An 18868-nucleotide genomic window follows, 5' to 3' on the forward strand; every position below is an offset into this window, starting at 1 on the left:
CCGGCGCGCGCAGGCCCGCGCTAATATGTCGCGTCGCGCGCGCCGCGCGTTTCGTCAGGTGTCCTCAGATGCATTACCTCGCCACGTTGCTGCAGATCGTTGTCGTCTATCTGTTTGCGCTCATCAGCCCCGGCCCGAACTTCTTCATGGTCACGCAGCTTTCGCTTGCCGGCCGGCGCGGCCTGGGCGTCGCTTCCGCGGCGGGCGTGGGCGTCGGCTCGACACTCTGGGCGGCGCTCGCCATGCTCGGCTTCGCCGCCGTGCTGCAGCACATTGGCTGGCTCTACAACGGCGTGCGCGTGGCGGGCGCGCTCTATCTCGTCTGGTTCGGGCTCAAGCTGCTGCGCTCTGGCGTGCGCCGCGAGCTGGCCGCCGCGGCGCACGCCGTCGTCGCACCGCCGCCTGCCGCCGACCGGCGCGCGTGGGTGCGCACCTGGCGCTCGGGACTCATCACCTGCCTCACGAACCCCAAGTCGTGCGTGTTCTGGACCAGCGTGTTCGCGGCCGTCTTTCCGGCGCATCCGCCGCTCTGGTTTTATGGCGTCGCGCTCGCCACGGTTGCCACGATGTCGTTCGGCTGGCATTGCAGCCTGGCCTTCCTGTTCGCCGACGACCGCACCCAGCGCGGCTACCGCCGCCTGCGCCGCCCTATCGACGCGTTTTGCGGCGCCGCGCTGATCGGGCTCGGCGTGAAGCTCGCGGCCGACCGCTAAGGGCGCGGTCATGCGCTTCACGCGCCGCGGCGCACCGTCGCATCACCGTTGCAGCGTCGAAACTGGCGCCATTACGCGCGCATCGGCGCCTAAAACCCGCGCCGAAACTGCCCCGCCAACAGGGTCAATGCTGCGGGCTGTCAGACCTTCCGGTATCATTTAGCCGAAAATTCGCACACGCCGATCGCGTTTTCGCGATCTGGCGCGTGTTGCCAGCGGCAGGAGAACCCGCTCTCGCGGGTCCTGGCAAGGTCCGCTCCGGCCCGCGAGGCCGGGCGAGGTTTGACCCGCCGCCACCTTTTGCCGTCGCCAGCAGACCCCAGCCGTCGCGTGTTGTGCCCGCGCGCGGATGCCAGCACACCGCCGCAGCGAGCCCCCCTCCCTTGCAGCGCAGGGGGACCCAACCCGGTCCTGGCGGATCGACAAGCAGGATCGACCGGGTCCTTGCGGCACGAGCGCGGTAAAATGGCGGATTGCGCCTCGTTCGCAGCGGGGCAAACTGGCAAAACAACAGGGACTTGCCTGCCGTGGCGTAAAGCCAGGCCGCCGGGTCCCGAGCATATCGTCAAAGCTACGCTGTACTGGACAGCAGGCCGGCAGGATCGCCGCAGTCAGGCGGCGCTTGTTTCGCACTTCAGGAACCATGAGCAAATTCACCGAAGAAACCGTTCTGAGCGTCCATCACTGGACCGACACGCTTTTCAGCTTCACCTGCACGCGCGACCAGGCCCTGCGTTTCGACAACGGCCAGTTCACCATGGTCGGCCTCGAAGTGGACGGCAAGCCGCTGATGCGCGCGTACTCGCTCGCGAGCGCGAACTACGAAGAGCATCTGGAGTTTCTCAGCATCAAGGTCCCGGACGGCCCGCTCACGTCGCGCCTGCAGCACCTGAAGATCGGCGACATGGTTCTGATCGGCAAGAAGCCCGTCGGCACGCTGGTGGCCGACAACCTGCTGCCCGGCAAGGTGCTGTGGCTGCTCTCGACCGGCACGGGCCTCGCCCCGTTCATGTCGATCATCAAGGACCCGGACATCTACGACCGCTTCGACAGGATCGTGCTCACGCACACCTGCCGTTTCGTCGACGAACTCGCGTACAAGGACTTCATCACCGAAGAACTGCGCGTGCATGAATACCTCGGCGAGATCGTGCGCGAGAAGCTGGTGTACTACCCGACCGTCACGCGCGAAGTGTTCGACAACCGCGGCCGGATCACCGAGCTGATCGACACGAAGAAGCTGTTCGAAGACCTGGATCTGCCGCCGTTCTCGCCGGAGCGCGACCGTATCATGCTCTGCGGCAGCACGCACATGCTGCGCGACACCGTCGAGCTGCTCGAAAAGGCCGGCCTCACGGAAGGCAGCAACAACCAGCCCGGACACTACGTGGTGGAAAAGGCGTTCGTCGGTTAAACGCCCGCGGCAGATCGCTCGCGACTCGAAGAACCGGAGCCTGGTGCTCCGGTTTTTTTTCGCCTGCGTATTTTTATTTGGCCCTTTATCTTGTTGCCAACGCGGTTACAGTTGTCACACAAATGCGATACCTTTCCTGTCAGTATTTTTCCTACATGACAAAGGCATGCGACCTCATGTTATACCTGAAGTTTTGCCGCTAACCCTTGCCCCGCCTGAAGTTTTTCTTTTTTTAAGATATTATCGCGGCGCAACATTGGATACACTGAAACGTGTCCAGGGCAGAGCCAGGTTGTTACTGGTTGTAAATTTCGTTACGCTGCGCCGTGCTGTTCGCCGTCACGCCGGGAGGCCAAATCCCGACGGATATCTGACAGCACGAACCGGTTCCTGAACGGGGGAATGATGGATACGTCGAGATACGCCGCGCTGAACGCGCGCACGCCCGCCGGCGATGCGCCGCGCGCCGCTCATGGCGTCGACGGCCTCGCCTTCCTCGCATGGTCCGCTGCCGCCGACGAGGCGGCCACCGTGGCCGCGCTCGAAGACCTCGACCGCACGCATCGGCAAATTGCCGCGCCTGCGCGCGGCGAAGGCCGGCGCACGAGCCGGGCGCTACCCCACGGCAGCGCCGCCCAGTCCATTCACGCCGACGAAGCCGCACGCCACCGGCTCGCGCGCGATCTGCACGACAGCGTTGGCGCGGAACTCGCCGCCACGCATTTCGCGCTCGCCAACGTCCACACCTGGCTGCCCGCCAACGCCCCGCCGCAATGCGCCGAGGCGCTCGCGCTCGTTGCCCGCTCGCTCGAAGCCGCCACCGGCGCGATGCGCCACGTGCTCGACGGCCTGCACGCGCCGCACCTCGACGCGGGCCTCGCTCCCGCGCTTTCGAGCTGGGTGCGCGGCTTCGCGGCGCGCACGGGCCTCGCCGCCCGCGTGGCCGGCGCCAGCGACGACGCTCGCCTCGCCCGCCTGCCCGCCGAGGCCGCGCTCGCCGTCTTCCGCGTAGCCCAGGAAGCGCTCGCCAACGTGGCGCGCCACGCGCAGGCCACGTGCGCCGAGGTGCGGCTCGAAAGCACGGCGCGCCATCTCACGCTCACCATTGCCGACGACGGCATCGGCCTCGCGCACGTCACAGGCCGCACGCGCCGCAAGCCGACAAACGGTCATGGCGACGACAACGCAGACAAGCGCACCGGCCACTACGGCCTCGCCGGCATGCGCGAGCGCTGCGCCGCCTTCGGCGGCTCGCTGCGCGCCGTCAAGGGTGGCATCGCGCGCGCGCATCACGACGACGCACAGCAGGAAGCCGCCCAGCACGGCACGACCGTGCGCGCGCGCTTCGCGTGGGACGCGTTGCTCGCCGTCTCCCATTCCGCCTCGCCCCTCCTCATGAAAGAAGGCGCCCGCTCATGACCCATCGCATCCTGCTCGTCGACGACCATGCCGTCGTGCGCCAGGGCGTTCGCCAGTTGCTGCTCGACCGTGGTATCGCCGCCGAGGTGATCGAGGCGCAAACGGGCGCCGAGGCGCTCGCCGCGATTGCGAAGCATGTGTGCGACGTGGTCCTGCTCGACATCTCGCTGCCGGACATGAACGGCGTGGAGGTGCTCAAGCGCGCCAAGAAAAAGGCGCCGCGCGTGCCGGTGCTGATGTTCTCGATGTATCGCGAGGATCAATACGCGGTGCGCGCGCTAAAGGCGGGCGCGGCTGGCTATCTCTCGAAGACGGTGGACGCCGCGCAGATGATCGCCGCGATCCAGCTGGTCGCCACGGGCCGCAAGTACGTAAGCCCGGCGATGGCCGATGCGCTCGCCGACTACGTGCTGGTGGACGGCGAGCAACTGCCCCACGAGAAGCTCTCCGACCGCGAATACCAGACGCTGTGCATGCTCGCGTCGGGCCAACGTCTCACCGACATCGCGCACGCGCTCTCGCTTTCTGTGAAGACGGTGAGCGTCTACCGCACGCGCCTGCTCGAAAAGATGAAGCTCACCAACAACGCCGAACTGACCTTCTATGTGATGAGCAACCGGCTCGTCGACCTCTCGCCTACCGTTAGCGCCTGAAAGACCGGCGCCCCTGCGGCATCAAGGCGGCCTTCTCGCCACAACCCGTTGATCCGGAAATGAATTTCGCCGTTTGCGCAGGTGCCGGCAAGGATCGCGCTCGGGCGTCCCGGATTACGGCGGAATCGTCCGCGTCAATCGAGCGTTCCCGACCCTGCTCGACCGGTCTCGCGCACAACATCCGCTAAAATTTAGGGTTTCCCCCAAAGACATCCGGCACGCGAAGCCGGCGAAGGCGGGCGTGGGTCAACCATGGGTCAAACACCGCGCCAGTTCCTCGCCATCGCGCGTTTTACGTGGAGTTCCCCGCCAAATGTCCCTCTTTCGCAAGAAGAACGTCGAGCACATGCTGCAGGCCAGCGCCCAGGGCGCCGGCCTGAAAAAAGCACTCAGCGCGCTCGACCTCACCTTTCTCGGCATCGGCGCGATCATCGGCACCGGCATTTTCGTGCTGACCGGCACGGGCGCCGTGCAGGCCGGCCCGGCGCTCATGATCTCGTTCCTGATCGCAGCTGTGGCCTGCTGCTTCGCCGCCCTCGCCTACGCCGAGTTCGCCTCGACCATTCCTGTGGCCGGCTCGATCTACACCTATTCGTACGCCACGCTCGGCGAGCTGGCCGCGTGGGTAATCGGCTGGGACCTGATGCTCGAGTACGGGCTTGCCACTTCCGCGGTTTCGGTGGGCTGGTCGGGCTACCTGCAGTCGCTGCTTTCCGGCTTCGGCCTCACGTTGCCCGCCGCGCTCTCAGCAGCGCCCGGCGCCGTGCCCGGCGTGCATACGCTCTTCAATCTGCCCGCCTTCCTTGTGATGATGGCGATCACGGCGCTGCTTTCCGTGGGCGTGCGCGAATCCACGCGCATCAACAACATCATGGTGGCGATCAAGGTGACCGTGGTGCTGCTCGTGATCGGCGTGGGCGTGTTCCACGTCACCCCCGCGAACTGGCATCCGTTCATGCCCAACGGCTGGCGCGGTGTGTTCGGCGCCGCGGCCGTGATGTTCTTCGCGTTCATCGGCTTCGACTCGGTTTCTTCCGCCGCCGAGGAAGTGAAGAACCCCAAGCGCGATCTGCCCATCGGCATCATCGCCTCGCTCGCCGTGTGCGCGGTGCTCTACGTCGCCGTGGCGGCAGTCGTGACCGGCATCGTGCCCTCGCAGCGGTTCGCCCATGTCGGCCACCCGGTCTCGTTCGCGCTCCAGGCGGTGGGCGAAAACTGGGTCGCGGGCTTCATCGATCTGGGCGCCGTGCTCGGCATGCTCACCGTGATCCTCGTGATGAGCTACGGCCAGACCCGCATCATCTACGCGATGTCGCGCGACGGTCTGCTGCCCGCAAAACTCTCGAAGGTGCATCCGCGCTTCGCCACACCGTTCTTCACGACCTGGCTCGTCGGCATTTTCTTTGGTCTGATCGGGGCGCTCGTGCCGCTGAACGTGCTCGCCGAGCTCATCAACATCGGCACGCTCGCCGCCTTCTCGATGGTGTCGATCGCCGTGCTCGTGCTGCGCAAGACGCACCCGCACCTGCCGCGCGCATTCCGCTGCCCGGGCGTGCCCGTGCTGCCGATTCTCGCGGTGGGTTCGTGTCTGTTCCTCATGATCAACCTCCAGCCGCTCACGTGGGTCGCGTTCCTGGTCTGGACCGGGTTCGGCCTCATCGTCTACTTCGGCTATTCGCGCCGCCATTCGCGTCTCGCGCACGCACCGCACGAGCGCGTCCATCACGACTAATGCGCGCGTGATCGTTCGATCGCTGCACTGCAACGCAACGGCCCGCCCCGAGTCATCGAGGCGGGCCGTTTTTTTCGCACGCTGCAAGCCTTCTGGAGGGTAAAACCCCGCGCAGCGAAATTCGGCAAATTGTGCTTTACTGTCCGGGCGTCACCCCCCAGGCTTCACTGAACAGCAAGGCACCAGCCGGACCCAGATTCCGCTCCACCCGCATTTGTTCGATCCGCCCGAACCGCCCCCGCGTTTTTTGCGTGGCGCTGTGCGTTGCGCGCGCAATGAGGCGCAATGCGTTAGACGGGCGAGTTTTGCTGCGGGCGGCTATGGCGGTCGATTCAGTGTGAAAAAGCGGGCCCAGGCAGGTCTCTATCCCATCACCTTGTATGGGACCGGAGCCACACGCAGCACCGTGCTCCGGTCGACATTGGAGACACATCAATGGCGATCAGTATTAGCCTCACGGTCAACGGCGCGCCCGTGACCGCCGAGGTCGAAGCTCACACGCTCCTCGTCCAGTTCCTGCGCGAACAGCAGCGTCTCACCGGCACGCACGTCGGCTGCGACACCGCACAATGCGGGGCCTGCACCGTCCACCTGAACGGCCGCGCGATCAAGTCGTGCAACCAGCTCGCGGTGCAGTGCGACGGCATGGAGGTGACGACGATCGAAGGCCTCGCGAAAAATGGCGCGTTGCATCCGATGCAGGCCGCGTTCCGCGAATGCCACGGCCTGCAATGCGGCTTCTGCACGCCCGGCATGGTGATGTGCGCAACCGCGCTCGCCGCCGTCAAGCCCGACCTCACCGAAGCGGACGTGCGCGAAGGACTCGACGGCAACTTCTGCCGCTGTACGGGCTATCACAACATCGTGAAGGCCGTGGTCGCGGGCGCGCAGGAAATGCGCGCCGGCGCCCCCGCAGCCGCCACGACCGCGTGACTCGGGAGGCCACCATGAACGCACCCGAACCCAATCGCATGATCGGCGCGCCCGTAAAGCGCAAGGAAGACTTCCGCTTCCTCACCGGCGCCGGCCAGTACACCGACGACGTCGTTCTGCCCGCGCAGACCTACGCCGTGTTTGTGCGCTCGCCGTACGCCCATGCGCGCATCAAGAGCATCGACATCAACGCCGCGAAGGCTTCGCCCGGCGTCGTGGCTGTCTTCACCGGCGCGGACCTCGCGGCGGAAAACGTGGGCGGCCTGCCGTGCGGCTGGCTCATCCACAGCATCGACGGCACGCCCATGAACGAGCCGCCGCATCCGGTGATCGCGCACGAGAAAGCGCGGCACGTGGGCGACCAGGTCGCGCTCGTGATCGCCGATTCGGTCAAGGCCGCAAAGGATGCCGCCGAACGGGTCGAAGTCGATTACGAAGAGCTGCCCGCCGCCGTCGATACGGCGCACGCCGCCGACGCGGGCCAGCCGCTCGTGCACGACGGCGTGCCGAACAACACCTGCTACACGTGGGGCCACGGCGACAAGGCCGCGACCGACGCCGCCTTCGCGCAGGCTGCGCACGTGACGACACTCGACATCGTCAACAACCGGCTCATACCGAACGCCATCGAGCCGCGCGCCGTGAACGCGAGCTATTCGCAGCACGACGACAGCTACACCGTGTACGTGTCGAACCAGAACCCGCACGTCGAGCGCCTGCTCATGGCCGCGTTCGTGCTCGGGCTGCCGGAAACGAAGCTGCGCATCGTCGCACCCGACGTGGGCGGCGGCTTCGGCTCGAAGATCTTTCTGTATGCCGAAGATGTCGCGCTCACGTGGGCCGCGAAGAAAATCCGCCGCCCGGTGAAGTGGACCGCCGAACGATCGGAGTCCTTCATTTCCGATGCGCACGGCCGCGACCACGTGACCAAAGCCGAACTCGCGCTCGACAAGGACGGCAAGTTCCTCGCCATGCGCGTGCACACCACGGCGAACATGGGCGCGTATCTCTCGACGTTCGCCTCGAGCGTGCCGACCATCCTCTACGCCACGCTGCTCGCGGGTCAGTACACCACGCCCGCGATCTACGCCGAAGTGAAGGCCGTGTTCACGAACACGGTGCCTGTCGATGCGTACCGCGGCGCGGGGCGCCCGGAGGCGACCTACGTGGTCGAACGCCTGGTGGAAACGGCCGCGCGCGAGATGAACCTCGACCCTGCCGAAATCCGCCGCCGCAACTTCATCACGAGCTTCCCGTATGCAACGCCCGTTGGCCTCACCTACGACACCGGCGACTACGAAGCGTGCCTCGGGCGCGCACTGGAACTCGCCGACGTGAAGGGCTTCGCCACGCGCCGCGACGCGTCGAAGGCGCGAGGCTTGCTGCGCGGCCTCGGCTATTCGTGCTACATCGAGGCGTGCGGGCTTGCGCCGTCGAACATCGCGGGTGCGCTCGGCGCGCGCGCGGGCCTCTTCGAAGCCGGTGAGGTCCGCGTGAACCCGACCGGTTCCGTCACCGTGTTCACGGGCTCGCACAGCCACGGGCAGGGCCACGAGACGACCTTTGCGCAAGTCGTGGCCGATCGCCTGGGCGTGCCGATCGAACAGGTCGAGATCGTTCACGGCGACACGGGCCGCATTCCGTTCGGCATGGGCACCTATGGCTCGCGCTCGATCTCGGTGGGCGGCTCGGCCATCGTGAAGGCGCTCGACAAGATCGAGGCGAAGGCGAAGAAGATCGCCGCGCACATGCTCGAAGCGGGCGTGGAGGACATCGAGTTCGCCGACGGCGTGTTCCGCGTGGCGGGCACCGATCGCACGAAGACCTTCGCTGAAATCTCGCTCGCCGCGTATGTGCCGCACAACTATCCGCTGGAGACGCTGGAGCCAGGCCTCGACGAAAGCGCGTTCTACGATCCGACCAACTTCACCTATCCGTCGGGCGCGTATCTGTGCGAGGTCGAAGTCGATCCCGAAACGGGCGAGACGCGCATCGAACGCTTCACCGCGGTGGACGATTTCGGCAACGTCATCAACCCGATGATCGTCGAAGGCCAGGTGCATGGGGGTCTCGGCCAGGGTATCGGCCAGGCGATGCTCGAACAGTGCGTGTACGACAACGAGAGCGGCCAGTTGCTCTCGGGCTCGTACATGGACTACGCGATGCCGCACGCGTCGGATGTGCCTTCGTTCACGGTGGAAACCGCGAAAGGCACGCCGTGCACGCACAATCCGCTTGGCGTGAAGGGTTGCGGCGAAGCCGGTGCGATCGGCTCGCCGCCCGCCGTCATCAACGCGATTCTGGACGCACTTGGCTCCCTGGGCGTGAAGGACCTGCAGATGCCGGCCACGCCGCATCGTGTATGGCAAGCGATCCAGGCCGCGCAGGCCCCTTCACAACCTTGAGCGGAGGCGCTCCATGTACGCATTCGACTATCAGCGCGCAAGCGACGCGCAAGGTGCCGTGAAAGCGCTCGCGGCCGACGCCGACGCCAAATTCCTGGGCGGTGGCCAGAGCCTGCTCGCGGCGATGAAGCTGCGGCTCGCGCAGCCCACCACGCTCGTGGACGTCACGCGCATTCCCGAGCTGAAAGCCGTGCAGGTGGACGGCAACGTGGTGAAGGTGGGCGCGGCCGTGTGCCATGCCGACGTCGCCGAAAACGCGCAGATCCGCAGCACGCTGCCGGCCCTCGCGGACCTCGCGGGCATGATCGGCGACCGCCAGGTGCGCGCGCTCGGCACGCTGGGCGGCTCGCTCGCCAACGACGATCCGGCCGCCGACTATCCGGCAGCGGTGCTCGCGCTGAACGCGACGGTGGTGACGGACCGGCGGCGCATCGCAGCGGACGACTTCTTCCTCGGCATGTACGAAACGGCGCTGGCGCCCGACGAGCTGATCGTGTCCGTCGAATTCCAGGTGCCCGAACGCGCGGCCTACGAGAAGTTTCGCAATCCTGCGTCGCACTTCGCGCTCGCGGGCGTGTTCGTCGCGAAGTACGCCGGTGAGACGCGTGTGGCGGTCACGGGCGCCGGGCCTTCGGTATTTCGCGCGAGCGCGCTGGAAAGCGCACTGAAGACGAACTTCGCGCCCGAAGCCGCACGCGCGGTGAAGATCCCCGCCGACGACCTCAACACCGACCTGCACGCGAGCGCGGAATATCGCGCGCACCTCATACCGGTGCTTGCGGCGCGCGCGGTGGCGAAGGCCAACGGCTAGGCTTGTCCCGAGGGCGAGCGCTTCCATGTGGACGTGGGAGCGCTCGCCGCCTTTGATTTCCGTTGGCAAAAAGCCCGAATGCAATCCGCCTCGATCGACGACACCCTGGCGCAACTTGAAGCGCGCGGCTACTTCGCGAGCCGCGAACTCGCCACGGCGCTCTTTCTTGCGCTGCGCATGGAACGGCCGCTGTTTCTCGAAGGCGAGCCGGGCGTGGGCAAGACCGAACTCGCAAAGGCCGCAGCGGCGATGCTCGGCACGACGGTTTTGCGCCTGCAATGCTACGAAGGACTCGACACGGCGAGCGCGCTTTACGAGTGGGACTATCCGCGCCAGATCATGGCGCTGCGTCTCGCCGAAGCCGCCGGTGAGACGCCTCGCAACGACACGCTCTATCGCGACGAATTTCTGCTCAAGCGCCCGCTGCTCCAGGCCCTGCAACCCGACCCGCACAACCCAGCCGCGCGCCGCGTACTGCTGATCGACGAAATCGACCGCGCCGACGAACCGTTCGAAGCCTTCCTGCTCGAACTCCTTTCGGATTTCCAGGTATCGATTCCCGAATACGGCACGGTGCGTGCGAGTACGCCGCCGCTCGTCGTGATCACGTCGAACCGCACGCGCGAGGTGCACGACGCGCTCAAGCGGCGCTGTCTTTATCAATGGCTCGGCTATCCGGACCGCGCGCGCGAACTCGCGATCGTGGCCGCGCGCGCGCCTGAAACCGCCCCGGAATTGCAGCATCGCGCCGTGGCGTTCGTGCACCAGTTGCGCACGATGGATCTCTTCAAAGCGCCCGGCATTGCGGAAACGATCGACTGGTGCCGCGCGCTTTGCGCGCTCGCCGTGACGGAACTCGATCCGCAGTCGGTGCAGGACACGCTAGGCGTGCTGCTGAAGTACCAGGACGACCTCGCGCAGCTCGACGCGCAACGCATCGCGCAAACGCTCGCGCTCGCGGAGTGAGGACGATGCCCTCCGCCTCATCGTCCCTTTCGTCCCTGTCGCCCGGAACCCACGCCACGTCGCCCGCCGCCATGCCCACGCTCGCGCCCGTGTTCGCGCGCAACATCGTGCATTTCGTGCGCGTGCTGCGCGGCGCAGGCCTGCCGATGTCGCCTTCGCGCGCCGTCGACGCGATCGAAGCGCTGCGCCACATCGACCTCGGCCGCCGCGACGACGTGCATGCGGCGCTCGCCGCGCTCCTTACGAGCGCGCCCGACGAGCGCGAGATCTTCGATGCCGCGTTCGCCCTTTTCTGGCGCGATCCGGATTTCGAAGGCAAGCTGCGCGCGCTCTTGCTGCCGAAGGTGCAAGGCGGCGTGCCGCCGCCGCGCCGCAACAACCGCCTCGCCGACGCGCTCGCGGCGCGTCCTGCCAATCGCCCCGGCGCGAAGCCACCGCCCTCGCACGAAGAACACGAGTTGCGCGCGCACGCCACGTTCAGCGCCGAAGAACGCCTGCGCCAGCGCGACTTCGACACGCTTTCCGCCGACGAATGGCGCGCGCTGCGCCACCTGATCCGCGCGCGCCGCCTGCCGCTCGCAACCGTTCGCACGCGGCGCCTGAAAGCGGCATCGCATGGCACGCATGCCGATTTACGCGCGAGCGCGCGCCACGCGGTGCGCGCGGGCGGCGACTGGACCGTGTGGAAATATCGCGCGCCCGTGGAACGCAAGCTGCCGCTCGTGCTGCTGCTCGACATTTCCGGCTCGATGAGCAGCTACTCGCGCGCGGTGCTCTACTTCTGCCACGCGTTGCTGCAATCGCGCGAACGCCTGCAGGTGTTCCTGTTCGGCACGCGCTTGACACACGCCACGCGCGCGCTGCGCGAACGCGACCCCGACGTCGCGCTCGCACAGCTCGCCACCCAGGTCGCGGACTGGTCGGGCGGCACGCGCATCGGCGCCACGCTCGCGGAGTTCAACCGCCGCTGGGCGCGCCGCATGCTCGGCGGCCGCGCGACGGTGCTGATCGTTACCGATGGGCTCGATCACGATGAATGCAGCCTGCTCGGCGAGGAGATGGCACGCCTGCACCGCTTCGCCCATCGCGTGGTCTGGCTCAATCCGCTCCTGCGTTACCGCGATTTCGCGCCCAAGGCGCGCGGCGTGCAGGCGATGCTGCCCCACGTCGACGCACACTATCCTGTCCACAATCTCGACAGCCTCGAAGCGTTCGCGCGCAGCCTGTGCGAAGCCGCGCCGATCGGGCATGCGCCTCGAACGATACAATCGGCACGCGCATTGCACACGTTGCAGGAGCGCCCGGCACAAGGAGAAACACGATGGAGCTGACCGAAAGCCACACGCTGCCGGTGCCGCAACAGCGCGCATGGGAAGCGCTAAACGACACGGCGATCCTCAAGGCGTGCATACCGGGCTGCGAAACCATTGACGCCGACGGTGAGAACGCCTACGCCGTCGCGCTGACCGCCGCGGTGGGCCCGGTGAAGGCGCGCTTCAAGGGACGCATGCAACTCGCCGATATCGACGCACCGAACAGCTATACGATCGTCTTCGAGGGCCAGGGCGGCGCAGCGGGCTTCGGCAAGGGCGACGCGCACGTGAAGCTCGAGTCAGCCGGCGACGAGTCGACCACGCTCACTTACACCGCGAACGCCCAGGTGGGCGGCAAGCTCGCGCAGATCGGCTCGCGGCTCGTGGACGGCGCGGCGCGCAAGATCGCCGGCGAGTTTTTCAAGCGTTTCGGGGAACAGCTGGGCGGCGAGGCGCAGCAAAATACCGACGAGGCGGCGGCACTTGCCGCGAGCGACACAGAAGGCCAGCCGGAAGGCGAAGGCGCAGAGGAAACACCGAAGAGGAAACGATCATGGACAGCGTGGATCTCGAAGTCCTGAAATCCGGCGTGCACTGGCTCGACGCAGGGCACCGCGCGCTGCTGGTGACAGTGGTGAAAACGTGGGGCTCGTCACCGCGCCCCGAGGGCGCGATGCTCGTGGTGCGCGGCGACGGCCTCGTGGTCGGCTCCGTTTCGGGCGGCTGCATCGAGGACGATCTCATCGACCGCGTGCGCCGCGAAGGCGTGACGATCGCCAGGCCCGAGGCTGTGAAGTACGGCATCACGGCGGAAGAGGCGCATCGTTTCGGACTGCCATGCGGCGGCACGATCCAGCTCGTGCTCGAACCGCTCTCGGAGGCCTCGGGCATTCGCGAACTGCTCGAAACCGTCGAGCGCGGCGAACTCGTTGCGCGCACACTCGATATGGCGACCGGCCGCGCCACGCTCGGCCCCGCGAAAGCGACCGATGGCGTGGACTTCGACGACGCGCGCCTGCTCACGATACACGGGCCGCGCTACCGCATGCTGGTGATCGGTGCGGGGCAGCTCTCGCGTTATCTCTGCCAGATCGCCGTGGGGCTCGATTACCAGGTGACCGTGTGCGACCCGCGCGAGGAATACACGGACACCTGGGACGTGCCCGGCACGGCGCTCGTGCGCACCATGCCCGACGACACAGTGCTCGACATGAAGCTCGACGAACGCTGCGCCGTGATCGCACTCACGCACGACCCCAAGCTCGACGACCTCGCGCTGATGGAAGCGCTCAAGACGCACGCGTTCTACGTGGGAGCGCTGGGCTCGCGGCGCAACAATGCGGCGCGGCGCGAGCGGCTCAAGGAGTTCGACCTGAGCGAAGCGGAGCTCGCGCGGCTGCATGGGCCGGTGGGCATTTACATCGGCAGCCGCACGCCGCCGGAAATCGCGGTGTCGATACTCGCGGAGGTCACGGCAGCGAAGAACGGCGTCTCGCTGCCGACCATTCTCCAGGTGGAAGGCGCCAAGGCCGCGCGCGAACAGGCTGCGGGAGCGGGATCGACGGCGGCAATATAGCGGTCGATGAGCGGCTGACGCCGCGCCTCGGCCCTCGAACTGCCCACCGGCGTCCACACGTGCACCGTGAGCGCGCGCTCGTGCGGTGCGGGCGGCCCGTCGAACACGGTCTGCGCGAGCCTGGGCGCCCGGCCTTTGGCCGAGTTCGCCGCGCCCGCCGCGCTCGCCACGAGCGCCGCCGCGCCGCCCTGTGCCGCCGCCGGATTCACGGCGAGGCGGCGCGCGCGCAAGGCGAGCAGCAGCAGGTTCCACCCCGCGAACATCAGAATGAGCCCGAGGCAGTATGGCACCGTACCTTTGTAGTGCGTGGGATAGGGCTGGTAGAGAAAGATGGCAATGGCGATCTGCAGCGCGCCGGCCGCCACCGCGAGACGCCATGTGCGATAGCGCACGACTCAGGCCGAGGCGATCTGCAGCAGGCCATCGGCAAGAAAGAGCGTGGCAAACACCATCGAAATAATGAACGACGCGTGCCGGTACCCCGAAAGCACGAGCGCCGCCGTGATACAAAAGCCGAAGCCCTTCACGTAGCGCAGCGTGCGCTGGCCGCCCATGCCGGTCCATGCCACCGCGAGCGTGGCCAGACCCTCGTTCAACAGCAGCCACGCGAACGGCGCGATCGGGAAGAACAGCACGCCGTCCAGCGCGTCGACGAAGAGCGCCGCGCCCACGAGCGCGCTCGCCACGCCCGCTGCCATCACACCGCGCCAGCGCTCGCGCAGATACTCCACGCCCAGCAGGATCATCATGAGCCGCACCATCGCCCGTCTCCGGCAGCCGCGTATGAACACGCATCGTACTGCGGTGCGGCGAGGGATCGCCCGAACGTGCGCGGCCCATGCCGTTTCGAGCGCCTGGCTACGCGCCCCCAAAAAAAACTGCGGGCCGCGACTTTCGTCGGCGGCCCGCAGCACGGGTTGCTTCATTGGGCGGCTCGCGCCGCCTCGCTTCACTTGAGCGTCACGGCATCAGCCGAACAGCTTCATCGCCTGCGCGAGCGTGTTGGTCACGCCCCACACGAGCGGCACCAGCACGTAGAGCCAGAAGACCGCCATCAGCGCCTTGTTCGATGAATTCGGGGCAGCTTGAGTAGACATTGCGCGTTCCTCCTTATTTACCGGCGGCGAGTTGCGTCTCGCTCATGTGATGCTTTGCGTCCACGCGGCGCACGAGCAAATTGCAGATGAAGCCGATCACGAGCAGCGAAGCCATGATGTGCACGGTCATCGTGTACGCGTCGGCCTTCGCCACGCCGTGCGCGACCTGATACGCACGCACGTAGTTCACGAGCACCGGGCCCGCCACGCCTGCCGCGGCCCACGCGGTGAGCAGACGGCCGTGAATGCCGCCCACGAACGCCGTGCCGAACATGTCCGCGAGATATGCGGGCACCGTCGAGAAGCCGCCGCCGTACATCGAGAGAATCAGGCAGAGCGCCAGCACGAAGAACACGATGTTCCCGCTCTGCGCGAACTGCGGCACTGCGTAATAGAGCACCGCGCCGAACACGAAGAAGATGAAGTAAGTGCTCTTGCGGCCCACCCAGTCGGAAGCCGAAGCCCACACGAAGCGCCCGCCCATGTTGAAGAGCGAGAGCAGGCCGACGAAGCCTGCCGCCGCGCCGGCGCTCACGGTGTCCTTGAAGCTTTCCTGGATCATGACCGAGGCCTGGCCCAGAATGCCGATGCCCGCCGTCACGTTGAGGAACAGCACGAGCCAGATCAGGTAGAACTGCGGCGTCTTGAGCGCCTGGTCGATATGCACATGCTGGTTCGACACGAGCTTTTTGGCCACGACGGGCGGCGTCCAGCCTGCGGGCTTCCAGTGCGGCGCGGGCACGCGGATGGTGATGGCGCCAATCGACATCGAGATGAAGTACGCCACGCCGAGCACCACGAAGGTCTGGGCGACGCCCACGCTCGTGTCGCTCGCGAAATGCTTCATCAGGTTGACGGAGAGCGGTGCGGCGATCATCGCGCCGCCGCCGAAGCCCATGATCGCAAGGCCCGTTGCCATGCCGCGGCGGTCGGGGAACCAGCGGATCAGCGTCGAAACCGGAGACACGTAGCCGAGCCCGAGGCCGATACCGCCAATCACGCCGTAGCCGAGATAGAGCAGCACGATCTGATGCAGATACACGCCGAGTGCGGAAACGAGGAAACCGCCGCCAAAGCAGCACGCGGCGGTAAACATCGTGCGGCGCGGGCCCACACGTTCGAGCCACTTGCCGCCAAACGCGGCGGAAAGCCCGAGAAATACGATGGCCAGCGAGAAAATCCAGCCAAGCGTGGTGAGCGACCAGTCATCGGACGCGGACTGCGTTATGCCGATCACCTTCGTGAGCGGCGCGTTGAACACGGAAAACGCGTAGGCCTGGCCGATGCACAGATGCACGGCCAGCGCCGCGGGCGGCACCATCCAGCGCGAAAAGCCCGGCGGGGCGACGGTCGCCTCTTTGGAAAAGAAGGGTGCGCTTTGCGCACCGCGCGTCGAATCTGCAACGCTGCTCATGGGATCTCCCGAATCGACCAGAGGTTGAGAGAGGGGGTCAACGCTCGCTCTGGTCGCATCCAAAATGGCTGTTGGTAGGCGTGGTCTTTCGTGCTCTTTTTGTGCGCAAACGCACAGAACACTTCATTGCCGCTTGACGGCTGCACGAACCTTAGTCCCCAAGCGCCGCCTTGGCAATATGAGGTAAACAGACATATGCCATACAGAGGTCCGCGCGCCGCTGCACTTCATCGATTGTTGCGTGCGCAGCAAATCGGCGGCAGCGCCGTATGACGCCAGGGAAAAGGATGCAGACGGGCATTTCGTTGCGCGGCCCAGCATTTAGACTCAATGCTCGATACAGGGCCCCCTGCGGGCTGTGTGCGGGCCATCCGCTTGACAAGCGGGTTGCATGACTTTTAAGTGGCAGAAGTAACGCTCATCCGCGACCCGACACCTGCCGAGCCCCCCATGCGCCTCGCTCTCGCTCTTTGCCTAGCCCTGCTCGGCCCCGCCACGGGAACCTTCGCCGCCGACTTGCGCCCTGGCGTGGCGCAACTCACACCGGTGCCCCTCGAAGCGGGCGCGCTGAATCCGGCAGGCAGCGGCGCGCAGGCGCCCTACACCAACGAAGCGGAAACGCAGACCTTCACCGTCAATGCGGACGGCTCGTACACCAAGCTCGACTCGCTCACGCTGCGCGTGAACACGGAGCCCGGCATTGCGCGCGCGGGCCAGTATTACGTGTGGTTCAACCGCGAGATGGCCCACGTGGAGGTGCTCGAAGCGTGGACCGAGGACGCCCAGGGCGGGCGTCACGACGTGCGCCCCGAACAGATCCGCGACGTGCAGGAAGTGCGCTCGTTCGACGCCCCGATGTTCCAGGACGTGCAGGACAAGGTGATCGTGTTCCCGGCCGTGGAGCCGGGCGCACGCGTGCATCTCACGTGGCGCAAGATCCAGCACGTGCCGCTCGTGCCCGGCTGGTTCAGCGACTTCACGCCGCCCGACCTCGCGCCCACGCACAACTTCCGCGTGATCTACGACCTGCCCGCGAAAGTACCGCTCTACGCCGACGCGCGCGGCTTCACCGTGCTGCCGCCCGCCACGCTGAACGGCCGCACGCGCTACGAGTACCGCTACGACAAGTCGAATTTCGAGCGCCTCGAATATGGCTCGGTCGCCTACGTGAGCTACGGCGACCGGCTGATGGTGTCCACCTTCCCCGACTATGCGGCCTTCGCGAAGGTCTATCGCGAGGCCGCAGCGGATCCCACCGCGCGCGACCCGGCCATCGTGCACCTGGCGCAGACGCTCACGGCGCACGACGACACCCCGCGCGCAAACGCGCAAACGCTCTACGACTGGGTGCGCCGCAACATCCGCTACGTGGCGATGAATATCGGGCGCGGCGAGATCGTGCCGCACCGCGCAACCGACGTGCTCGCGAACCGCTACGGCGACTGCAAGGACCACGTCGCGCTCTACGGTGCGCTGCTCGACGCCGTGGGCATCCGCAGTACGCCGGCGCTCGTGAACAGCGGCACGGTCTACACGCTGCCGAGCGTGCCGGGCTTCGGCGTGATCAATCACGTCATCACCTGGCTGCCCGATCTGCAGATGTTCGCGGATTCCACGGCGAGCAACATCGAGTTCGGCTATTTGCCGTCGACGGACATGGACCGCGAGGCCGTGCTTGCCGGCGACGGCACGCAGGTCCGCACGCCCCCGACTGCGACGACCACGCGCGAGAGCGATCTCGACATCACGGTCGCGCCCGACGGCTCGGCGCGCTTCATCTACCGCTTGCAAGCAGAGGGCTGGTCCGCCGAACAGACGCGCAGCGTGCTGCGCCTGCAAACGCCCGCGCAGCGCGAGGAGTCGCTGCAATGGGAGCTGCGCAACGCCAATCTGCGCGGCAACGCCACGCTCGCGTCCAGCCCGCTCGAGGCGACGGCGGGTCCGCTCGTGCTCACGCTCACGGGCACCTTCGACGGCTTCGTCGACCCTGAAATGACCACGCCCGTGCCCACGCTCACGAGCTTCGTGGGCGGGCTCGACGCGAATCTGCGCTACTGGCTCGGCGAATCGCGGCGCACGCAGCCCTTCGTGTGCCGCAACGTGGTGATGACCGAGCGCGCGCGCATCGTGCTGCCGGCGGGCATGCGCGTGCTCGACGTGCCCATCGCGCAGCACGCCGACAACCGTTTCATCGATTTCACTTCGCACTACGCGCTCGACCCGCAGGCGAATGTGCTGCGCGTCACGCGCACCGGTCAAACGCATTTCGCGAGCGATGTATGCAGCGCCGACGATTTCGCGCAGATGCGCCCCGCGTTCGAGACGATGGCGCGCGACCTGCGCGCGCAATTGATCGTCAAGCCGTCGGCGCAAGGCACTGCGCCGGATAGTCCGGCGAGCGCGCAGTGAGCCGGCGCACGAC

15 protein-coding genes and 1 pseudogene are annotated in these 18868 nt (G+C 66.7%); 13 read left to right on the top strand and 3 right to left on the bottom strand.

Translation table 11 applies throughout. From position 1 onward, the window contains the following. Nucleotides 1-68: 68 nt before the first annotated feature. The 12 genes from M3I54_RS07575 to M3I54_RS07630 all read left to right on the top strand — a co-directional run bounded on the left by M3I54_RS07575 (nt 69) and on the right by M3I54_RS07630 (nt 13935). Entirely contained in the window at nt 69-713 is a 645-nt protein-coding gene (locus M3I54_RS07575) for a LysE family translocator (RefSeq protein ID WP_254334341.1), read from the top strand. A 643-nt stretch (nt 714-1356) separates the two neighbouring features. Beyond that, a complete protein-coding gene (locus M3I54_RS07580) occupies nt 1357-2127 on the top strand; it encodes a ferredoxin--NADP reductase (protein WP_254334343.1) in 771 nt (256 codons plus the stop codon). Between the two features lie 402 nt (nt 2128-2529). After that, nucleotides 2530-3546: a sensor histidine kinase gene (locus tag M3I54_RS07585; protein WP_254334346.1), complete on the top strand. Its 1017-nt coding sequence runs from the start codon at nt 2530-2532 to the stop codon at nt 3544-3546. Beyond that, complete coding sequence (gene rqpR, locus M3I54_RS07590) at nt 3543-4199, top strand: response regulator transcription factor RqpR (protein ID WP_254334356.1); 657 nt, start codon at nt 3543-3545, stop codon at nt 4197-4199. Before M3I54_RS07585 ends, rqpR begins: the two co-directional genes overlap by 4 nt. Before the next feature lie 313 nt (nt 4200-4512). Then, nucleotides 4513-5931, top strand: a complete 1419-nt coding sequence (locus tag M3I54_RS07595) for an amino acid permease (RefSeq protein ID WP_254334358.1) — start codon at nt 4513-4515, stop codon at nt 5929-5931. Between the two features lie 435 nt (nt 5932-6366). Further along, entirely contained in the window at nt 6367-6864 is a 498-nt protein-coding gene (locus M3I54_RS07600) for a (2Fe-2S)-binding protein (RefSeq protein WP_254334360.1), read from the top strand. A gap of 14 nt (nt 6865-6878) precedes the next feature. After that, nucleotides 6879-9269 (top strand): xanthine dehydrogenase family protein molybdopterin-binding subunit, encoded by a 2391-nt coding sequence (locus M3I54_RS07605; RefSeq protein WP_254334362.1) that lies wholly within the window; start codon nt 6879-6881, stop codon nt 9267-9269. Between the two features lie 13 nt (nt 9270-9282). Then, nucleotides 9283-10080, top strand: a complete 798-nt coding sequence (locus M3I54_RS07610; protein ID WP_254334365.1) for a xanthine dehydrogenase family protein subunit M — start codon at nt 9283-9285, stop codon at nt 10078-10080. A 78-nt stretch (nt 10081-10158) separates the two neighbouring features. After that, nucleotides 10159-11046, top strand: a complete 888-nt coding sequence (locus tag M3I54_RS07615) for a MoxR family ATPase (RefSeq protein WP_254334367.1) — start codon at nt 10159-10161, stop codon at nt 11044-11046. A gap of 71 nt (nt 11047-11117) precedes the next feature. Next, nucleotides 11118-12377, top strand: coding sequence for a VWA domain-containing protein (locus tag M3I54_RS07620; protein ID WP_254334456.1), 1260 nt, complete (start codon nt 11118-11120; stop codon nt 12375-12377). Continuing rightward, on the top strand, nt 12368-12940 hold the full coding sequence (locus tag M3I54_RS07625; protein ID WP_254334369.1) for a CoxG family protein: 573 nt from the start codon (nt 12368-12370) through the stop codon (nt 12938-12940). The genes M3I54_RS07620 and M3I54_RS07625 overlap by 10 nt, the downstream gene beginning before the upstream one ends. Beyond that, entirely contained in the window at nt 12913-13935 is a 1023-nt protein-coding gene (locus M3I54_RS07630; RefSeq protein WP_254334371.1) for an XdhC family protein, read from the top strand. The genes M3I54_RS07625 and M3I54_RS07630 overlap by 28 nt, the downstream gene beginning before the upstream one ends. On the opposite strand, the pseudogene M3I54_RS07635 reads toward M3I54_RS07630, so the two are convergent. From M3I54_RS07635 to M3I54_RS07645, 3 genes and pseudogenes are all read right to left on the bottom strand, one after another. After that, nucleotides 13917-14696: pseudogene (locus M3I54_RS07635) on the bottom strand (HdeD family acid-resistance protein); the annotation flags it as partial. The gene M3I54_RS07630 and the pseudogene M3I54_RS07635 sit on opposite strands and share 19 nt — an antisense overlap. Before the next feature lie 207 nt (nt 14697-14903). Beyond that, nucleotides 14904-15032 (bottom strand): DUF1145 domain-containing protein, encoded by a 129-nt coding sequence (locus tag M3I54_RS07640; RefSeq protein ID WP_254334373.1) that lies wholly within the window; start codon nt 15030-15032, stop codon nt 14904-14906. Between the two features lie 13 nt (nt 15033-15045). Next, a complete protein-coding gene (locus tag M3I54_RS07645) occupies nt 15046-16446 on the bottom strand; it encodes an OFA family MFS transporter (RefSeq protein WP_254334375.1) in 1401 nt (466 codons plus the stop codon). Between the two features lie 450 nt (nt 16447-16896). Between M3I54_RS07645 and M3I54_RS07650 the strand changes: the two genes are divergently transcribed. Beyond that, on the top strand, nt 16897-18855 hold the full coding sequence (locus M3I54_RS07650; RefSeq protein ID WP_254334377.1) for a DUF3857 and transglutaminase domain-containing protein: 1959 nt from the start codon (nt 16897-16899) through the stop codon (nt 18853-18855). Nucleotides 18856-18868: the final 13 nt, after the last annotated feature.

Source organism: Paraburkholderia sp. CNPSo 3274, from assembly GCF_024206475.1.
Taxonomy (GTDB): domain Bacteria; phylum Pseudomonadota; class Gammaproteobacteria; order Burkholderiales; family Burkholderiaceae; genus Paraburkholderia.

Coding starts and splice junctions, on each gene's coding strand:
- rqpR (WP_254334356.1), top strand. CDS start 3,543: ATGACCCATCGCATCCTGCTCGTCGACGACCATGCCGTCGTGCGCCAG.
- M3I54_RS07615 (WP_254334367.1), top strand. CDS start 10,159: ATGCAATCCGCCTCGATCGACGACACCCTGGCGCAACTTGAAGCGCGC.
- M3I54_RS07650 (WP_254334377.1), top strand. CDS start 16,897: ATGCGCCTCGCTCTCGCTCTTTGCCTAGCCCTGCTCGGCCCCGCCACG.
- M3I54_RS07610 (WP_254334365.1), top strand. CDS start 9,283: ATGTACGCATTCGACTATCAGCGCGCAAGCGACGCGCAAGGTGCCGTG.
- M3I54_RS07630 (WP_254334371.1), top strand. CDS start 12,913: ATGGACAGCGTGGATCTCGAAGTCCTGAAATCCGGCGTGCACTGGCTC.
- M3I54_RS07640 (WP_254334373.1), bottom strand. CDS start 15,032: ATGTCTACTCAAGCTGCCCCGAATTCATCGAACAAGGCGCTGATGGCG.
- M3I54_RS07620 (WP_254334456.1), top strand. CDS start 11,118: ATGCCCACGCTCGCGCCCGTGTTCGCGCGCAACATCGTGCATTTCGTG.
- M3I54_RS07580 (WP_254334343.1), top strand. CDS start 1,357: ATGAGCAAATTCACCGAAGAAACCGTTCTGAGCGTCCATCACTGGACC.
- M3I54_RS07625 (WP_254334369.1), top strand. CDS start 12,368: ATGGAGCTGACCGAAAGCCACACGCTGCCGGTGCCGCAACAGCGCGCA.
- M3I54_RS07595 (WP_254334358.1), top strand. CDS start 4,513: ATGTCCCTCTTTCGCAAGAAGAACGTCGAGCACATGCTGCAGGCCAGC.
- M3I54_RS07600 (WP_254334360.1), top strand. CDS start 6,367: ATGGCGATCAGTATTAGCCTCACGGTCAACGGCGCGCCCGTGACCGCC.
- M3I54_RS07585 (WP_254334346.1), top strand. CDS start 2,530: ATGATGGATACGTCGAGATACGCCGCGCTGAACGCGCGCACGCCCGCC.
- M3I54_RS07645 (WP_254334375.1), bottom strand. CDS start 16,446: ATGAGCAGCGTTGCAGATTCGACGCGCGGTGCGCAAAGCGCACCCTTC.
- M3I54_RS07605 (WP_254334362.1), top strand. CDS start 6,879: ATGAACGCACCCGAACCCAATCGCATGATCGGCGCGCCCGTAAAGCGC.
- M3I54_RS07575 (WP_254334341.1), top strand. CDS start 69: ATGCATTACCTCGCCACGTTGCTGCAGATCGTTGTCGTCTATCTGTTT.